Origin of the sequence: Candidatus Ornithobacterium hominis (assembly GCF_951229915.1) — a bacterium.
In the GTDB taxonomy this organism is placed as follows: Bacteria; Bacteroidota; Bacteroidia; order Flavobacteriales; family Weeksellaceae; genus Ornithobacterium; species Ornithobacterium hominis.
On sequence record NZ_OX579588.1, the window covers coordinates 1197180 to 1216530 of the forward strand.

The 19351-nt window shown below is 35.4% G+C and carries 16 protein-coding genes; 2 read left to right on the plus strand and 14 right to left on the minus strand.

What is annotated here, in order from left to right:
• Nucleotides 1-177: 177 nt before the first annotated feature.
• From QOX03_RS05530 to QOX03_RS05590, 13 genes are all read right to left on the minus strand, one after another.
• Complete coding sequence (locus QOX03_RS05530) at nt 178-507, minus strand: DUF4298 domain-containing protein (protein WP_283670351.1); 330 nt, start codon at nt 505-507, stop codon at nt 178-180.
• A 27-nt stretch (nt 508-534) separates the two neighbouring features.
• Complete coding sequence (locus QOX03_RS05535) at nt 535-1464, minus strand: hypothetical protein (protein ID WP_283670352.1); 930 nt, start codon at nt 1462-1464, stop codon at nt 535-537.
• Nucleotides 1465-1467: 3 nt separating this feature from the next.
• A complete protein-coding gene (locus tag QOX03_RS05540; protein WP_283670353.1) occupies nt 1468-2550 on the minus strand; it encodes a carbohydrate binding domain-containing protein in 1083 nt (360 codons plus the stop codon).
• Nucleotides 2547-3737 (minus strand): DUF4856 domain-containing protein, encoded by a 1191-nt coding sequence (locus QOX03_RS05545; RefSeq protein ID WP_283670354.1) that lies wholly within the window; start codon nt 3735-3737, stop codon nt 2547-2549. Before QOX03_RS05545 ends, QOX03_RS05540 begins: the two co-directional genes overlap by 4 nt.
• Before the next feature lie 13 nt (nt 3738-3750).
• Nucleotides 3751-4356 (minus strand): hypothetical protein, encoded by a 606-nt coding sequence (locus tag QOX03_RS05550; protein WP_283670355.1) that lies wholly within the window; start codon nt 4354-4356, stop codon nt 3751-3753.
• Nucleotides 4357-4368: 12 nt separating this feature from the next.
• Nucleotides 4369-5406, minus strand: coding sequence for a DUF4302 domain-containing protein (locus QOX03_RS05555; protein WP_283670356.1), 1038 nt, complete (start codon nt 5404-5406; stop codon nt 4369-4371).
• A 3-nt stretch (nt 5407-5409) separates the two neighbouring features.
• The gene (locus QOX03_RS05560; RefSeq protein ID WP_283670357.1) at nt 5410-6384 is read right to left on the minus strand and encodes a putative zinc-binding metallopeptidase; all 975 of its coding nucleotides are present in this window, start codon (nt 6382-6384) and stop codon (nt 5410-5412) included.
• A gap of 6 nt (nt 6385-6390) precedes the next feature.
• Nucleotides 6391-7887, minus strand: coding sequence for a RagB/SusD family nutrient uptake outer membrane protein (locus tag QOX03_RS05565; RefSeq protein WP_283670358.1), 1497 nt, complete (start codon nt 7885-7887; stop codon nt 6391-6393).
• 15 nt (nt 7888-7902) lie between these two features.
• Complete coding sequence (locus tag QOX03_RS05570) at nt 7903-11256, minus strand: SusC/RagA family TonB-linked outer membrane protein (RefSeq protein WP_434800620.1); 3354 nt, start codon at nt 11254-11256, stop codon at nt 7903-7905.
• A gap of 44 nt (nt 11257-11300) precedes the next feature.
• A complete protein-coding gene (locus QOX03_RS05575; RefSeq protein ID WP_283670359.1) occupies nt 11301-13526 on the minus strand; it encodes a TonB-dependent receptor family protein in 2226 nt (741 codons plus the stop codon).
• Nucleotides 13527-13786: 260 nt separating this feature from the next.
• The gene (locus tag QOX03_RS05580) at nt 13787-14848 is read right to left on the minus strand and encodes an FISUMP domain-containing protein (RefSeq protein ID WP_283670360.1); all 1062 of its coding nucleotides are present in this window, start codon (nt 14846-14848) and stop codon (nt 13787-13789) included.
• Nucleotides 14849-15350: 502 nt separating this feature from the next.
• A complete protein-coding gene (gene der, locus QOX03_RS05585) occupies nt 15351-16661 on the minus strand; it encodes a ribosome biogenesis GTPase Der (protein WP_119058421.1) in 1311 nt (436 codons plus the stop codon).
• Between the two features lie 124 nt (nt 16662-16785).
• Nucleotides 16786-16911: a hypothetical protein gene (locus QOX03_RS05590; protein WP_283670361.1), complete on the minus strand. Its 126-nt coding sequence runs from the start codon at nt 16909-16911 to the stop codon at nt 16786-16788.
• Between the two features lie 93 nt (nt 16912-17004).
• Between QOX03_RS05590 and ychF the strand changes: the two genes are divergently transcribed.
• On the plus strand, nt 17005-18096 hold the full coding sequence (gene ychF, locus QOX03_RS05595; protein ID WP_119058420.1) for a redox-regulated ATPase YchF: 1092 nt from the start codon (nt 17005-17007) through the stop codon (nt 18094-18096).
• Nucleotides 18097-18319: 223 nt separating this feature from the next.
• Entirely contained in the window at nt 18320-18661 is a 342-nt protein-coding gene (locus QOX03_RS05600; protein ID WP_119058419.1) for a zinc ribbon domain-containing protein YjdM, read from the plus strand.
• 182 nt (nt 18662-18843) lie between these two features.
• On the opposite strand, the gene QOX03_RS05605 is transcribed toward QOX03_RS05600, so the two are convergent.
• Entirely contained in the window at nt 18844-19326 is a 483-nt protein-coding gene (locus QOX03_RS05605; RefSeq protein WP_283670362.1) for a thymidylate synthase, read from the minus strand.
• Between the last annotated feature and the right edge of the window lie 25 nt (nt 19327-19351).

The window sequence follows — 19351 nt, forward strand, 5'->3', positions numbered from 1 at the left end:
ATTATTATTGACAAGAGATTAAGGTCTTGTTTAATTTTATTCAATATTTTTAGTTTAATTATTTAAATTATTTTTAATAGTTTTTGTTGTAACTTATTTTAGATTTTAACTTAAATTATTGAAAATCAACTACATACATCTTTAAATTTTGAAAAGCAATTATTTTCTTTTCAAATATTATTCTGTAGTTTCATTATCTATATACTTAAATGCTGTACGCATCATAGCCAAAGCTAAATAATACATTTCCCCATTCAAATTATAGACGCCATCCTCGCTGAGGACGCCTTTTGATATGTCGCCAAAGTAATTATCTTCATCGGCTTGCATGTCTTTCTGCCATTGCTTGCTGAAATAGTAATCCATCAGTTGGGAATATTTCATATGATGTTTATTCCATTTTTCTTGAATATTTGATAATTCGTGTATCATCTTTTCAGTCTCTTGCATTATTTCTCCCATTTCTGAGATAAACTGAGCTGTACTTATTTTTTTATCATTTTCCATGTTTTTTTGATTTTTTTATGAAAATATTTATTTCGGCACTACAAATTTATAACCTTTGCCGCGCAATACGATTGATTTGCTACGAATTGCCTCTATCATAAAACTGTGATTCCCTTCTTTCAATTTTCCAAATCCGTCTGGACTAGGAAGTAAATCAATCTTAACGTTGATTCTGTCTCCTACGTTTGGATTTTGTATTGGGGATATTTTTATGACTTTTTGATTGTTATACATTGTATATGCTCCGTATGGGTTAGCAGATTGTGCCATTCGTATTTCTCCTTTTTTTCCTTTAATGGCTAAAACTGTAGACATTCCTTTGTAGAGATACCTGTGTGTTGTGTCATAATATCCAAAATCTGTATCATCGCCTTCAGATTTCACCGTCACTTTTATTTTCTTTGGTGGCTGATTCTGTGAGTGAGCTGTTATGGTTGCTTCTGCCTCATAAAAAGCTTTTATTTCAAGAATTTGTGTATTAGCGTTCCATTTTACATTTAAAGCTTTTTCTGGGTCATCTACGGTAAGGTTTACGATCTCACTGCCTCCGCTAAGGCTTATAAACTTACTTTCATAGGATGGGTAAAGTCTAATGGAATCATGGCTGGAGGTGAGCACAGGTGGCACTACTGCAATATTAATTTTCTTTTGCTTGTCATGAGATAAAATTGTAGCATAAGTATTACCTTCAAAGAGACCTTTTACCTTTAAAGTGTCATAGCTTATTTTAACTTCAGCAAGCTTGGAGTTGGCTACATTCACAGCATATTTTTCGTTTCCTCCACGGAGCAGAAAAATTTTTGTCGTTTGAGTATTGACTGAAATAGTGTCGGTCTCAAGTCCCTTCAATGTTATTTCTGATAATGAGAGCGTGTCATCTTCTCTACAATTTACCATTGTGAAGGAAATGATGATAAACATTAAAACTAATGAATATATTTTTGTATACTTTATCATAATTTATTTTATTTCTATTTGATATTCTAAGTTCCAAATAAGTTCTGGTGATTCTTCTACGACAATGGATAGGTGGTATTTTTTATTTTCTGGGAAAGTGATTTTATTATTAACAGGTTTTAATTCTACGCCATCTAGGCTATAAGTAATTTTAGCGTCAGCATTTGCTAAATCATTATAATATAATTCCAAGAAACGCTGTTTTAATTGTCCATCTTTAGGTATAGTTCTTAGATGTGGAATACGATTGGAGGAGTTTTTACTCTCCATCATAGCATTTGTTATAAATTTAAGGTCAACGTATTCTGATTTCTCTTCTCCCTTTATTGTACGAATTTTTATAGCGTGAGAAGATTCTGGATTCAGGCCCGTAACAAGGTAAGAATTATCAGCCACTACTACAGCGGGTTTATGGTCTACAATAATTTCCCATTTTATGCTAGCATCATTATTTTTTTCCCACGTGATTAAGGCCTCTCTTTGGTAGGTTCTCACTTTTATGCCAGTTGGTTTTGATAATTCAATGTTTTTTACTTTTTTTACAAGCACCAACTCTACGTCATCTATCCACACAAGTCCATTATCTATATAGGCTAAGTACATAAAAAAATTGAGTGATGTAACTCCATCAGGTACAGTGAAAATGATTTCCTTCTTTTTCCATTCCGACGTTGGGGTGACCATTTCGTCTCTTTTTTCTTCTTTTGAAACTTGTTGGTTATCTTTAAAAAAATATAGTGTCGTAAGAAGGGTAGAAACAGGGGTTCCATATCTTTTTACATTGCCCCGGTACCAGTACGAAAGTTTATATTCGCAGGAGGAACAAACTGCAATATTTTTATTGTAGACTTCTCCGTAAGGTTTTATAGAACCTCCGTTTGTATAAAGTTTTAGAGAATATTGCCCGTTATGAGGATTATTATCATCTAGGTTATGATAAAGAGACCAGTCTATATACCAATTTTCAGGTTTCCCATTAGATTTTATTTTCTCAAAATCCCCATTTTTTATTAAATTCTCTTGCCCCAAAATACTTATCGCATTGAAAATGAGTAATAGGGTTACTATTCTAGTGGCTTTTTTCATCGTTTAAAATCTTGAATTGTTAGGTTAACTTTATTTCCTATTATTTGAGCTATATTGGCTAATGAACCATCCGTTTTTTCATCTGCAATAAGTCTTTCTTCATCCCAAAATCCATTTTCACCAAGAAGCTTTTGCATCAATTCTTTAGTTTCTTGAGGTTTGAAAATAATTTCTCCATCAGCATTTCTAATGAATTGTAAGGTATAGATCATCCCGTAGCCTTTTGTAATGAAATTAAAAGCTTGTTTTGGATCTTCTTGAATATTAGCATAAAGATTTCGTGTAATCAGTAATTGCATTGTTTTTGCAATAAAAGCTTTAGAGAGCTCTGCACGTACAATTTTCATTTGAGCTAAAGCAAGGTCATGTTGGTATCTACTAGTTTCATGTCTTCCTCTTGCAAAAGCATCATGGATTTTAACATCAATATCTTTTAGCCCAGGAATTCCTTCAAAAGTAATGAGTGGTCGAATTTTAGTAAAATAACCATATGCCATATCCCAATGATGCTCTAATTCTGTATAATTTTTACCCTTTAATAAAATTCCTTTTTCATGTGCACTTCTTAGATTTTCATTTTCAAAAATTCTTTCATCTAGATGTTCGTTAAAAATTTTATCTAAGTAAAGCGAACCTGTAATCAATCGATTAAATAACTCACTTTGGTCGATACCTTTTTCGTCTACAAATATCCTGTTGGAATATCCAATCCCATAGGCTACATAACCGCCTACACCCTTTGAGGCTGGAGTATTCTTTGTCTGAAAAGGATTTTTGGTTCCATACCCGCTTAGTTTTGCTATGTTCTCAAAAATATTTTCAATGTCTTGAATATATTCATCTCTATTCTGTTGATGCAAAGGTGAGGTAGCTATATAACGTTTAGGGTGAATATCGTAAATACCTTGATTGAAAAGTTCATAGACTAAATTATACTCATATCGAGTACTCATTTGGGCTTGTTTTAAATAATTTTTTATTCTATCAATAGGTTTATCTAGATGTGATATTTCATAAAAATCTACGCTACTGTATCCATTTCTACTAAACTTGTATTGTGGTGTAGGTAAAATAGGATATAAATAAGCACTCTCTACGGTTTCTCCACTGATTCTATCTTCGCAAGAAGAGATTGATAGTGAGCTAAATCCTATAATGAGTAGTGGTAATAAAGATGATAATTTCATTTTATATTTTATTTTATGGAAGAATTATATAATTGCAATAAGGGTCATTAAGTGGAGTAGGACCTTCTTGATTTTGAGTATGCTGCGTTCTAAGTTTAGGAATAACAACAATACCGTCATCTGCTACGGCTTCTATACTAGCTTTTATAATAGAACCTCTTGGCCCTCTCCCATTTACAGATAGGTACATTGGGTACCCAGACTTTACACGGAAAGAATCCTTCCATAGATTTCCTTCTTCCAAAAGATAGTCTGAATTTTCTTTGTTCCCTACAATTAAAATTTCCCCCTCTGGAGAAAAGAATCTCACACTATAATCTGTATATAGAAAGTCTTCTTCTTCACTTCCCTCCTCTATAGAATACTCTGCCTGAATCGTGATGGTATATTCTCTGCCTTCCGAAATTTCTACTCCAGGGTATTTAATCTTTTCAAGCAATTCTCGAGGATTACAAGGTCTTATTTTTAAATCTTCATAATTATCTTCAGGTTGATCTATTCCTTTAAAAGGAAATAATCTTTGATAATCCTCTGGTGTAGGATCTATTTTTTCCTCTGTGCATTGATGGAAAAATAACAGTGTTACGACTGTAAACAAAAATATATTTAGTTTTCTCATTTTTTTTTTAATTTAATTTATTCTAAGTGTTTCATCCCATATTTCAGCTATGTAGCCTGTCTCTTCGCCCTCATTTGTAAGATGTTTTGGGACATAGTGGAATTCCCTTCTTTTGTGGTCATAAACGCGCATTAATTCGCAGATAAATTTATTTCCTTGTTTTTCAAAATCATAAAAAATTAAATCTTTATTGTAGCGTATCCCCGCTCGGAATGAAATCCCATAGTAAGTTCCTGTGTAGCCAGAGCCCAAACCTGAACTTTCTACTGGCACAAAAATATTAGGGTCTAAATTTTCTTTTTTGGCAACTGAAAATATATAAAATCTTTTATTGAATATTTCATCAATGAAAGGTTTATTCGTAATCGCCTTACTCTTCATATAAACATCACTTTTGAAAAACACTCGCCCTCCCCTGCGAATGATAATTTGTGGATTTTTCATAGCTTCAAAAAACTGACGATTTTCTGTTGATTTGCTGAGTAAATCATTGGCAATATCAGCATTTTTTATCTTTTTAAAGACAATATATTCTTTTGCGGGAGAAAGAGTTTTCCCTGATTTGAAAATCAAATTCCCTTCCCAGTCTTCACCGTAATATAGGAAATCTGAAACTCCCTCAAATTTCTGGTTAACAAGAGAGTGGATATAATTAAATGTAGTAAAACTCAACTGAGTATACGTATTTTGGCGGATTTCAAATGTGCTTTCTTTGGGAGTAGAAACTGATTCTTGATTTATATCTGATAGCATCTCCACTGTTCCATTTTCAGAAAAATTCATTTTAAACATAAAGCCACCGTAGCCCAGTCTGCCTTGGAGGGAGCCCTGATTTTCTAATATTTCTTCATGATTAGAAAACAACAAAGAGTCTGTCTTAGGAAAATACATTACCTGCCATCCGTGTGGGGAAGAGGTTAGTTCATCTCTTAATTTTTTTATGCTTTTTGCATTTCTCGCCGAGGGGGATTCTCCTCCGAAATCCTCATGCCCATCACATGAAATAAGCCCAACCAAACATATAATAAAAATTACTAAATAGCTTTTCATTTTTTATTTTTTTATATAATTCTTCAATCTTTGAACGCTAAATATTTGCATTCTTCTGAAGTTTATTTTCACTTCTTTATTAAAATATTCTTCGACAAAATTTTTCTTCTCTACCAATTCTTTGTGTGCCTGAACGGCTTCGGCATTATAGCGTTCTTGTACTACTGGGTCATCATCATAGTCTGGTTCTGCAGCGGCTTTTCGTGCTCTTTCAAGTTCTGAAAAGGTATTGGTAAATGAAGCGCTAATTATTTCTGAAAAATCATCTTCTGGAGAAAGAAAGGAATGCATTGTAAAAAAACTTCTTTTATTAGCATATTCTTCTATTCCAAAAAATCGTCTTCTATTATCATTTATGCCTACAATATTTTTCAGCAATTCTGTAGAATGATTATGATATCTTGGCTGGCTAATTTTGAGGAAAGCATCCCTATCGTAGGGGAAGATTTCACCTAATTTTCGGGCAAATTGATGATGTAAATAGCGTGCAAGAATGTAGACTTCTGTATCATTATTCTTATCAAAATTATTAACATTATAGATAAACATTTCAGAAGCTGTAGCGTTCGGGTTATTAATTCTCTCTATCCCATTATCATCTTTGTTCTTCCCGCCAAATAGGTAGATTTTTATAGGTGATTTCCCTTTCATAAAATCCTTTCCTCCCGCCTGTTTATGATTATATGTGTCTAATAAAAGATATTTTATAGCCTGTAGTACTTCTTTTACTTTGTCTTTGTCAGCAGGATAAACATATGCATTGTCAGGGGTGTTATTCTCATCCCAACGGTACTGAATATTAATTCCATAAGGAATACTGATAGAATCTTTTATCCATTTATCTAGTTCTGTGTTATCACGATGGAGTTTATTTTCTTCTACAACACTTATGTCTGATAATTCTTCTTCTCTGCAAGAAGACAAAAGAAGTGAAGAGACAAAAGTAAGCAGTAATGATTTATAAATTAATTTTTTCATTTTCATCTATCTTTCGTTAGGTTTTAATCCATTTTGTATAGCTTCTTGAGGAAGCTGAAGCGTCTTTCTTGCATCATCCTTTCTAAGTGGCTGATAAAGCGTGTTTTTTGTTTTCCTATTTAAAGAAATATAATATCTTCGGAGGTCAAACCATCGCAAGCCTTCTTGGTAGAATTCTTTTTGCCTAAGATGAAGGATGTTTTTTATAAGAGCTAATTGCTGAGTACTCATTCCATAGAAAGGATTATAAATTTCATAATCATTTACACTGGTAGTTGTATAATTTTCTCTTAAACAAAAAGGTTCTGAATTAAATTTCCCTTTAAGGTAAGCCAAAATATCATCTATAGCCTCATCATATCTACCGAGCATTGCCAGTGCTTCCATTCTATTGAGTAGAGTTTCATCCGTTGTCAAAAGAACATTGGTTACCATTAATCCTCTTGGGTTGCTACTCCCTACATTTCCAAAAAGCGAAAGTTCATCAAATTTTGCTTGATATGGATTTGATTCATAAGAAAATATATAGGGCGATTGTAGATTTAGATTTTTAGCATTATCGCAAGAGGTAATTCCTGTTTTATCAAAAATTCGTATTACAGTATTTCTCGTTGAGCCATACCTTTGATTGGTTACATAGCGTGCGTAGCGAGATTCCGTTGTTGTAAGCAAGAGATTAGCGCTTTCATTTGGAGCTGTGTAAGCTGTATAAAGGCTTGTTCTGTTAAATAAAAATTGTTTTTCGTAATCAATCCATTTTCTAAGGAATTCTTTAGGGTCTGGACCAACAACATAGTTGGCATATGATATGACTTTTTCCCAGTCTCCTTTAAAAAGATAGAACCTAGAGGCAAAGGCGTAAGCTGCTTTTTTATTAAAATGAAATTTAGGGTTTTTGTAATAAGAATCATTCACTAGAGAGATGCCTAATTTGAGGTCTGCTTCTATTTTCTGATAGACGTCTTCCACAGTAGAACGATCATAGTCTACCCAAGCATTTTTTTCAGGTTTTGTGACATATGGAATCCCCAAGCTTTGTTTCGCCAACTGTGGAGCATAGGGTTTAGACCAAATGTTTACCAGCATAAAATGTAGATACGCTCTCAGTAAAAAAGCCTCTCCATAGAGTGCCTTTACACGTTCAGTTTTAGGGTAAGTTGCCAGCAATTCCAAGGCTTTATTTGCTTGAGCTATACCTGCGTAGCAGGCGTTCCAGTAGTTCAGTGGTGTATCTAAATCTTCTCGGTCATAATCTTCCCAATAAAACATTGATTCATTAAGTTGATTATGAATTCCATTTTGTCTTTGTTCCACATTATCAGTTCGTGCTTCAAGAAATGGGAAGTAACTTGCCTCTGGATAGGCTCCTGTAAGTAGTTCCGCTATCTTTTCCTCGCTATCTACTGCTAAATTGAGCGATGACTCTGGAATAACTTCTAAATAATCATCACATGATGCAATAAACATCAGGCAAATGAAGTATATGTATATTCTATTGTTCATATCTAAAAAAAACGATTAAAAATTAAGATTAATACTGAGCGTATACTGTGTTGGTGAAGGCAAAGACACCCCTCCTACACGATAAAATTCAGGGTCTTGCCCATTGAGCCTTTTATCTGCATAGATTAAAAATGGATTGATTATCTGCATGCGAAGTGCCACTGAAGAAATATTAAATTTTTTACTTAACTCTTCAGAAAGCTTATAGCCTAAAGAGATATTCTTCAATCTCACAAAGCTTCCATCTGCTATCCGTTCTTGAGAATAGTGATACGTATTATATGCACGTTCTATATTCTCTCTTCCCACCACTTCTATTAATTTCTGTGAAGGCAATACAGGTACATTTGTATGATATTCATCCCCAGGGTTCAGCCAGCGTTTGTAGTAATCTTTTGTAAAGACATTTAAATCTCCATAAGTAGGGTCAAAGGTTCTGTTTAATCTGATTTTATTCCCCGCCTGCATTGTGATGAAGAATGAAAATTCTAAATTTTTCCATTGAAAGGAATTTGTAATACCTCCTGTCATCGTGGGTTCTGTAGGCCCATGGTAAATAAGATAAGTTTTAACATATTGTGAATCTGAAAAATCTGCACCTGCAATATTTGCATACTCTCCTTGGCTAATAGGGTATAATCCAAAATCAAACGTTGGTAAACCAACATTATTTAAGCCTTGAAAATTATATGAGAAAAGTGATCCACGTGCAAATCCTTGCATATTTCCTCTCCCTGTTCCTGATACTAGATCAAAAGCATTCGGCTGATTTCTAAGTCTTGTAATTCTTTGTTTCATGTAAGAATAAACCAAATTAGTATTCCAGCTAAAATTTGATGTTTTGATATTATTTGACCTTATGCTAAACTCTATACCTCTAGTTTGCATATCTCCAAAATTAGCATATTTGTAATATTGGCCTCCAATTCCAGAAGTCCTCACAAGATCTATTAAATCAAACGAATTTCTTTGGTAAGCATCCAAAGTTATACTCAGTCTGTTTTTCAAGAATCCTGCATCTATACCAAGATTTAGTTCATACATCTTCTCCCAAGTCAAGTCTCTGTTTTCTAAATGATAAATTTTCAATGCATTTTCTCTTTCATTAAAATCTAAACGAGGGATTATATAATTTTTGTATAAAGCGTTAGAATTTATAGCATGTTCGTTCATTTTGGCAGTCAAACCATAACTTGCTCTCACCGCCAAGAGAGAAAAAGGCATATCTGCCATGAAATTTTCCTTATCTATATTCCATTTCCCTCCTACATTCCAAGTCGGCAACCATCGCCCCCCAGCTCCTGTCCCTGCTGTATTTGATCCCTCAAAATTTGCCACAGCATTTACAATATATTTTCCTGCATAGCCATAGGTGGAGCTTCCTGAAAATGTAATCCCCCTATCATATCTCTGACCGTAAGAGAAGTATGAGCTCCCTTCATTAATTAGCTTTCGGAAAACTAAAGGGTTTGTAAATATTTGGTTTCCCCTATCGTACTGAATTCCATAACCTTGGAAGGGATTAGTAGTTCTATCTGCTAACCTTACTTCTGTAAATCCAAAAGCTTTGAAATCATGCTCTTCTCTACGAAGTTGATAATCAATGGATAATCTACCTAAATAGCTCCTCAATACCGTTTCTGTCTTATTAAAAATACCACCATGTGTCAGGGGAATTTGAGGTTGTAAAAGTGGGTTTGCAGGATCTCTGAGTAGGTATATATTTTCACTCGCCACCTGAGGCGTTTCATTCGCTCGAAAGGCTTTTACCACATTGGAATTTTCTTTAATGAAATGTGATGAAGAAGTGTTTGCTTGCCTGAGCGACACCAAACCTTGAACTTCCAAATTAGGATGGATTTTGTATTTAGCATCTGCCTGAATTTTTAAATCCAAAACATTAAGGTCTATATAATTATTTTTATATTCTTCTAAAATATTAAACGGAGCCCAGTTATTTCTATAATATTCATATGCTCCTTTTCCATTTTTTGGGCTCAAAGTACGGCTTGTCGTGAGCGCATAACTAAAAGGATTTATATCAAAATCTCTTTCGTAAGAACCTATATTATTATTTTTTCTCTGCGTAAATGTCCCAGGGGCCTTTTGGTCTCTGATGCTACCTTGTACAGTTAAAGTCGTAGTAAATTTATCATTGATAAAGAAAGAGCCTTTCAAATTTGCAGAAAGACGTTGTGCCTTATCTATTATACTCCACCCTTCATCAGAATAAAACCCAAGTGAGCTATAAAATGCTGCATTTTTCCCTCCGCCAGAAAAACTAATGGAATGATTCCTAATCGGATTAATCGTAAACAAATGCTTGAACCAATTCGTATTAGCATATTCTTTTTGTTTAAAGAACTCATAGGCAGAATCTTCGGTATTAGGAAGATAATAATCTCCCGTTTCTGGATTAATTGTAGAAACAGCTTTGTAATATTGATGATATACACCACTTCTTCTTCCGTACAGGGTATTTCTTAGATTAAAATACCCTTTATTTTCCATTTCTTGATAAATACTCATCGTTTCTTGGGAGTTCAGTAAATCAAAATTTGAATAAGAGGGAATGCTTCTAAAGCTTTGTTCGTAAGAGTAAGAAACTTTGTTTTCTCCATTTCTTTTTCCAGATTTTGTTGTGATAACAATCACACCATTCATCGCCCTTGCCCCGTAATAGGATGTTGCAGAAGCATCTTTCAGCACTTGTATATTTTCTATATCTTCTGCATTAATCCCTGCAATGGCAGAGCTGATAAGTGTAACGGCATCACCTGAAGCTAATTGGTCTAAATCTAGAGAAACCATATCTTCATACACAGCTCCATCTATAACCCAAAGTGGCTGTGTATTACCAAGAATAGATGCTCCTCCTCGAATATTAATCCGTGGTGCTGAACCAAATGTTCCCGTCACATTTTGAATTGTGAGACCAGCTACTCGCCCCTCCAACATTCGAGAAACATCTGCTACCCCATCTAATTTAATTTCATTTAATTTCACAGAAGCAGAAGCTCCCGTAAAGACTCGACTCTCTATCTTTTGGTAGCCCGTTGCTACGATTTCTCCTATCTCTACGTGTCCTGATTCTTTCAAGGTAACATCTACATAGCTGGATTTAATCTTGACTTTTTTAGTTTCCATTCCTAAGAAACTAATTTCTAAAGTTTGTCCTTTTCCTGCTTTGATGGTGAAGTTTCCATCATTGTCTGTTGAGGTTTCTGCTTTGCTTTCTTTTACCAAAACAGTAGCATCATAGATGGGAAAACCATCTTTATCTTTTACTTTTCCAGAGACTTGCATTACTTGAGCAACAGCCCAACTGCTTTGAACCAAAATGATTCCCGTGATGATGATTTTTATAATTGAATTCACCGTATTGAATTATAATAATGTTAAGTTAATTTTTTTTAAAAACTGATATTTATGCCAGAAAATATTCCGAATGGATGCCCTGGCCGTAAGCCTGACGGATGCCTAGAGACTAAGTATTTCTTATTTGTAATATTAATGGCATTTACTGTTACAGCAATGTTAGAATTGATTTTAGCTTTGGCAGAAGCATCAAATATCGTATGTGCAGGAATTTTCAGGCGTTCAGCTATTTTTCCCTTTCCTGGCTTCGTACGCATATCATCATTGTGGCGAGCACTTAAATTAAGTTCAAATCCTTTATATTCCAAGCCTATAGTTGTATTTAAACTGTGCCTATTAATATATGGAATTTCATCTCCCTCAAAGACTCTCCCCCAGCTTCCCTCCTGAAACGTATTTTGAATTTCGGTATCCGTGTAAGTATAAGAAACAGCGATTGGAATCTTCAAAACAAAACGCTCTGGCACAGGCTGATACTGAAGAATAAATTCAGCTCCACGCACTAACGCCTCGCCTACATCAAACTGCTCTAAAGTTCCAGTTCCACCCGCTGCTGCCAAATCGCTTCCCAGCATATTCGTATAATCATTTCGGAAACCGACTAATTCCAGCCTCAATCTATTAAAGTTCAATCTTGTACCCAACTCTATATTGGTACTATTTTCAGGCTTTTGAGCATTGCCAGCACTTGGCGGGGAAAATCCTTTGTGAATCCCAGAAAACACCGAAATTTCTGGCGTAATTTTATAATTTAATCCAAAACTAGGAATCAAAACTCGTGCTTGATTTTTAGATTCTATACGGTCTTTTCCTGTACTTTTGATGTCATTTTTCCCAAAATCTTTTTTGAGTAAATCAATGTCCTCATACCTCAATCCCGCAGAAATCAGTAAAGAATTATACTTAACTTTCCCCAGAAAATACGAAGCAAAGGCTTTAGCTGAGGTCAATCTGTTGGCTTGTGTTCCATGGATTCCTGGCAAAAAAAGCTTCATTTTACCACCTTCCATGGCGTAAGAATCATCCCATTGGAATCTTTTTTCATTATCTTCATGATAGCGAAGACCAAGCTCCGCATCAAATCTTAAATCATTGATATTAAAGTGATAATCAATTTTGGTTTGTGCTCCTTGCGACAGGTATTTTCTATTATTGGCTCTCACAATTAATGATTCTCCTGCATAATCTTTCTTACCCGTTAGAATATCAAAATAATCCTGATTAGTGGTGGGGTCTTCCAAAACATCATAGATAGAACGTTTTTCATTTTTGCCGACGCCTGCTTTTATATCATTTAATTTATACCAATTTCTATTAAAATTAGCTTTATACACCTGCGTAGATACAACAAAATAATTTGATGGTTTAAACGTATAAGAACCCACCCACTGAGCGTGCTCTGTTTTCATATTATCCACACCAGAGCCCGCATAGCGTAAATACGGATTCCTCTCAAAATCCTGCTGAGAAAGCCCTACGTATGTTTCATCAGAATTCTCATCAGCGAAGCCAAATTTAAGTTCAAAAGAATGTTTATTATCCGCAGTCTTCGTCATCAACTTTGCGACTACATCATTTCTTTTAAATCCCGCTTTTTTACCATTTTCAAAACGCTTAAACCCATCAGATTGGTTTCTCAAATATTCTACCATATAACCAAAATTCTGGAAGCGGTCTCCTATATTGATGTGGCCTTTGTAAGTATTATTTGTTCCGTAAGTTGCATTTAATTTAGCTTTAAAACTCTTTGGAATATCGCTTGAAACTAAATTGATTGCCCCCCCCGTTGTGAAGGGCCCATACTGCACTTGGCTGCTCCCTTTCAAAACTTCTACCGCACTCATTCGTGAAATATTGGGGAAATAATACGCCGCTGGCGCTGAGTAAGGCGCAGGAGCTACCAATACACCGTCTTCCATCAGCGTGATTTTGGCACTTCGCTCTGCCTTTGTGCCACGCAAACTGATATTGGGGCGGAGCCCGTAGCCATCTTCTTCATATACATTTACCCCTGGTACTTCTTGCAATACCCGATTGATGTCTGTATACCCAAATCTCTGCAAATCCTCGGGCGAAATATAGTAAGCCGAGCCTACACGATTCTGAGCCTCAAACTTACTGCCCAACATTTGGCGAGATGAAATCACCAACTCCTTGAGCACTATTGTAGTAGAATCTGTTTTAGTTTTTCCCTCCTCTTGAGCATAAAGGCAAGAACAGGCAATGTATAAACAAACAGCTGAAATATTTCTTTTAGTCATGTTTTAATTCACTTATTTAGTCTAAGTATAAATAATTAGAAGTGCAAATGTAAAGTAAAAATTTTAATATTTTATTTTAAAAAAACATGACTTTTATCAGATTCTATTTTTTTTTAAGCCTTAAAAAATTTTCATTTGTTTTAAGGAATTATTTCTTCTAAACTTTTAAAAAAAACACTATAAAATGAAAAAACATAAGCACGATTTACTTTCATGCTTATGTTTTTTTTTAAGATTAAACCATCCCATGTCTCAAGCCATTAATCTCCCACCTTACTACTATTGATGCAACGCACGCTGGCGCTGTGAGCTCGGGAGGTGCTGTCGTACGTACCGCTGTAGTTCCTGGTGAAGTATATGTGGTAAGCGTTGTTACTTTTGTGAGCAGAGCTACTCCAGTAGCTCCCGTTAAAACCCTTGTTGCGCAGCGGAGCGCTGTTATAGAGATAGTAGCCAGCAGCTGCAAAGTTTGGTAACTTATCCTGTGTATGCATTTGATTAGTATGAACTACAGAATCAGCTCTACCCGTTACAGCCTGATGAAATTCCTGCCACTCCTCCACGGTCGGAACATGGTAACCAGACGGGCAAGGGTTATTAACTCCTCGTGCTCCTGCTCTCCACAACTCTAATTCTGAACCTGATGCTTTTTCACCATTCTTTACCCAGTTAGTGCTTCCATAAACAAACTTCCCTGCTGCTTCGCCTGTGTCTGTCCAAGTATCGGCTGGTTCAGTGGTAGTTTGTCTATTCCTAAACTCATGCCCATCACTCGCTCTCTGCCATTGGTATAATGAACCGTAGGTTCTATCATCTTCATGGGCAGCTGCGCCTGTTTTATTAACGGTAGGGTCAAAATTAGGACTATGGATGTTGGCGTATTCTGCTCCAAGGTTGAGGTTGAGCCATGTTTTAATATAATTAGTATCAGTTACAGTTGTAGCGCAATACACAAAATCATGCTTGCCATTATCTTTCCCAAATAATTTATCATATACTACTTTAGGGCATTTTCTTATCTTTTCTATGACCTCATTTGGATTTTCTACCGCACTCTTAATGTAATCATTTATCTCTTTATTTTTTATATCCCACTGTATGTCTTTAATCGACATTTTTCTTACCTTTTTGTCTTTTTCATCCCAAGTCAGAATCCAATCAACTCCGTATAATCTATCAACATCTTGTATGCGCAGGTCTCCTTTTTGGTCGTCTTTTGCGCTGATGTCTAGCATGGCTTTTGGCTCATCTGTGTTAATACCCACCTGAGCGGTGACCGCTACCGCTGATAATACGGCTAAAGAAAATAATAATTTCTTCATTTGTTTTATTTTTTTGGTTAATATTTTATTGATTTATCCTTTTCTTAATTAAATTTTTGCTGTTTTTTTGCTTCTTCATTTAGAAAGAGCCCCAACCCGTGAGGCTCTTCTTTTTGAAGAAATTACTACTCTCACACAGGTGAAAATAGAAAAACCGCACAAGATTTTCTTGCACGGCTTTGCGGTTCGCTCCCGAGGGGAAGCAATAAATTATTACAAGTTATTGATAATGAGTTGTTTAGCTCATTACTTGTGTGTGTGTGTGTGTGTGTGTGTGTGTTTACACTTTATTTTGAAACTCACAAATTTCATTTGTTAAAATTTAGTTATTTTTTTGTTAAAACTTTCCGTTGAGATTTTTTCTCTTTTCTCAACCTGCCCGCAAATGTATTTTACGTTTTTGAATTATGCAAATTTGTTTTTTTTTGAGGCAGAGGATTTTTTTTAAAGGCTTTAGAAATTTTTGAGAATTGCTGTTTTTTTGGTTTTCATCTTAGGAGAATTATTTTTTTCTGAAATAAATTTGAATCGGCACGCCCGAGAAGTTGAATTTCTCCCTTAATTTATTTTCTACAAATCGTTTGTAAGGGTCTCGTACATATTGTGGTAAATTACAAAATAGTGCAAATTGTGGTGTCTTGGTCGGTAATTGTGTGATGTATTTGATTTTGATGTACTTTCCCTTCACCGCAGGTGGTGGGCTGGTTTTCACTAGGGGGAGCAGCCACTCATTGAGTTGACTGGTTTTGATTCTTTTAGATCTGTTTTGGTAGACTTCCATCACCACTTCTACCGTCTTGTGTATACGCTGTTTGCTGAGTGCAGAAATGAATAAAATCGGCACGTCTGTGAAGGGGGAAATTTTTTGTTTAATCATTTTCTCCATATCTCGCATGGTATTGGTTTCTTTTTCTACCAAATCCCATTTATTAATCAAAATAACGATGCCTTTTCGATTTTTTTGAGCTAGATTAAAGATTTTCATGTCTTGCGATTCCACACCTCTTTCGGCATCAATCATTAAGATGACGACATCACTATCTTCAATCGCACGGATGGCACGCATCACAGCGTAGAATTCTAAATCTTCTTCTACTTTACTTTTTTTGCGCATTCCAGCAGTGTCTATCAGCACAAATTCATGCCCAAATTTGTTATACAAAGTTTCTATAGAATCACGTGTTGTCCCTGCAATGTCTGTCACGATGTTACGCTCTTCACCCAGCAAAGCATTGGTGAAAGTCGATTTCCCGGCATTGGGTCGCCCGGCAATAGTAATTTTAGGCAAACCGTCAAACGGGTCTTGATGTTTTTCTTCTGGGAATTTTTCTACAATGGCATCTAACAAATCACCTGTCCCCGAACCTTGAATGGCTGAAATCGTGTAATATTCTGAGAAACCAAGTTCGTAAAATTCTACGGCATCCATTCGGTTTTTGTTGCTATCAACTTTGTTCACTACCAAAAAAACAGGTTTATTTGTTTTCTGATGAAGGAGAAGCGCCACTCTTTTGTCCATAGAAGTAACGCCCACTTGATTATCAACTACAAAAATAATGACGGTCGCTTCTTGAATGGCTAATTCGACTTGTTTGCGAATTTCACCTTCGAAGACGTCGTCAGAACCCTCAATGTACCCGCCAGTATCTATCACGGTAAAGTCTCGCCCGTTCCAGTCAGATTTGCCGTAGTGGCGGTCTCGCGTAACGCCCGATACGCTATCTACGATGGCTTCTCTCTTCTGGAGTAGGCGGTTGAATAAAGTGGATTTCCCTACGTTGGGACGCCCTACGATGGCAACAATGTTTGACATGTGCATAGAATTTAATGCAAAAGTATTGATTTTATATGAATCAAAGATTTTTATTTTTTTTGAAGGCTTTAAAAAAACTGACTTAGCCTATACAGTTTTTTTTTGAAATCAGAGGCTTTGCTAATTAAGCCAAGTTTTGAGTTTGCTTAAATGCATCATTTTCAGTCAAATTCTCAAAAGTAATGTTGTAGCACGAAGCAGAAAGTTGATTATAACGAAAGAATAGAAAAATATTTAATGACTTATTCATTTAAGGAAAGTTTAATGAAATTTAAATTATAAAGATTGATTTTAGATTAAAATTTTAATAAACACTATATTTGTGGCAATCAAAAACAATGATATGAAGTGTGGAATCGTAGGATTGCCCAACGTTGGAAAATCAACTTTATTTAACAGTTTATCAAGTGCTAAAGCGCAATCAGCCAATTATCCGTTTTGTACGATAGAACCTAACTTGGGCGTTGTGCAGGTGCCAGATAATCGTTTGGCGGTTTTAGAAAAATTCGTCAATCCAGAGCGTGTCGTCCCTGCCAATGTAGAAATTGTAGATATTGCAGGTCTGGTGAAAGGTGCAAGTAAAGGTGAGGGCTTAGGAAATCAATTTTTAGCAAATATCCGTGAATGCCAAGCAATTATTCACGTCTTGCGTTGTTTTGAAAATGACAATATTACCCACGTGGAAGGCAATGTGAACCCGATTCGTGATAAAGAAATTATTGATACCGAATTGCAATTAAAGGATTTGGAAACGGTAGAAAAAAGATTAGAAAAAATTAAAAAACAAGCCAAAACTGGCGATAAAGATGCTAAAATTGCAGCAGAAGTTTATGAAATCACGTTAAAGCATTTGGAAGAAGGAAAAAATACCCGCCAATTGGAGTGGGCTGAAGCTCAACAAGAAATTTTTGATGACTTGCATTTGCTGACGGCAAAACCTGTTTTGTATGTGTGCAATGTAGATGAAGCTTCGGTAAAGTCTGGAAATGATTTAGTAGAACAGGTAAAAGAAGCCGTGAAAAATGAAAATGCTTTGGTAATTATGCTTGCAGCACAAATAGAAGCTGACATTATGGAGCTTGAAACTTATGATGAACGCCAAATGTTTTTGGATGAATTAGGCTTGGATGAGCCTGGGGTAAATCGCTTGATTAGAACAGCTTATAAACTTTTAAATCTTCAAACTTACTTCACCGCTGGGGTAAAAGAAGTGCGTGCTTGGACGATTCACAAAGGTGATACAGCACCACAAGCAGCGGGTGTAATTCATTCTGATTTTGAAAAAGGATTCATCCGTGCAGAAGTTATACATTTCTCTGATTATGAACAATATGGCTCTGAAAGTAAAGCCAGAGAAGCTGGGAAATTAAGCATTGAGGGGAAAGAGTACATTGTTCAAGATGGTGATATTATGCACTTTAGATTTAATGTTTAAATAAATCTTTAAATTCAAAAAATTAAACCTGAAAAAAAAGATATTATACATTAAATTGTGAAAAATAATCTAAAGTATGAATTGAATTGTCCAATATCATAATTTTATACCTAATGAGTTAGGTTTAATTTTAGAATATTTGAAAATGATTGATGGAATTTGGTGCTTTATATTTTATTGATACCGTATTTTATTTAACAAAAAAAATTAAAAATAATAAACAATGAGTGAATTAGTAAATTGCCCAAAATGTGGCTCTGAATACACGTATGAAAATCCACCAATGATGGTGTGTACACAATGTTTCCACGAATGGAATCCAGATGAAGTTGCTGCCGAAAAGGCTAATGCTGGGAAAACTTTTGATGCCAACGGAAACGAACTTCAAGATGGTGATGATGTGATCGTCATCAAAGATTTGCCTGTGAAAGGTGCTCCAAAACCCGTGAAGGCAGGAACTAAAGTTAAAAACATCAGAATTGTGGATGGCGACCACGATATTGATTGCAAAATTGATGGTTTTGGGAAGATGGGGTTAAAATCTGAATTTGTGAAAAAGGCTTAGATTCTATTTATATTTAGTTTTTTTTTAAGGCTTAAAAAAATTAAGCCTTATTTTTTTATTTATGAAAAATAGTGGTGTGCTCATTGCAAAGTTTTATAATCCGTAAAACGAAATGTGCAAAAATTCAAAACGAAATGTACATTTTTTAACTAATTAAGCCCAGCAAATCGCTGGGCTTATTCTTATACATTTAGTTCAAATTTTACTTTTTTCCCGCATAGCAACTCTTCTGTTTTGCTGAGGTTGTTCTCGTAAATGTGGACGTTACCGAGGTTGAGGGTAATGCTCTTGAGCGGCAGTTTTATCTGTCTGCTGATTAAATACAGATGATAAATATCGGCTGGCAAACCCAAACTCGCATCGCTGGAACGCTGGTAAGCACTTACTACTAATTTTCCCGCATCTATCTGAAACTGAATAAGCGATAAACACGGCTGTTGGTTGCTTTCGGTATCGTTTTTACCGAGAAACAAAACGTAGTTCTTGCTGTTTCTCTTCTCTTTGTTGATTTTCTTGATGAGGTCTGGCAATTGCTCAAAATACGTGGGATATGAATTGACCAAAATAGGGCCACAATAGTCCCACCAGTTTATTCCAGCTTCCTTGTAACGCTCTGTTAAGCGTTCGCCTTGTTGGAACAGCTCCAGCTCGTTTCTGAGCTTCACACGAGCGATGCCGTGCGTTTCAAAT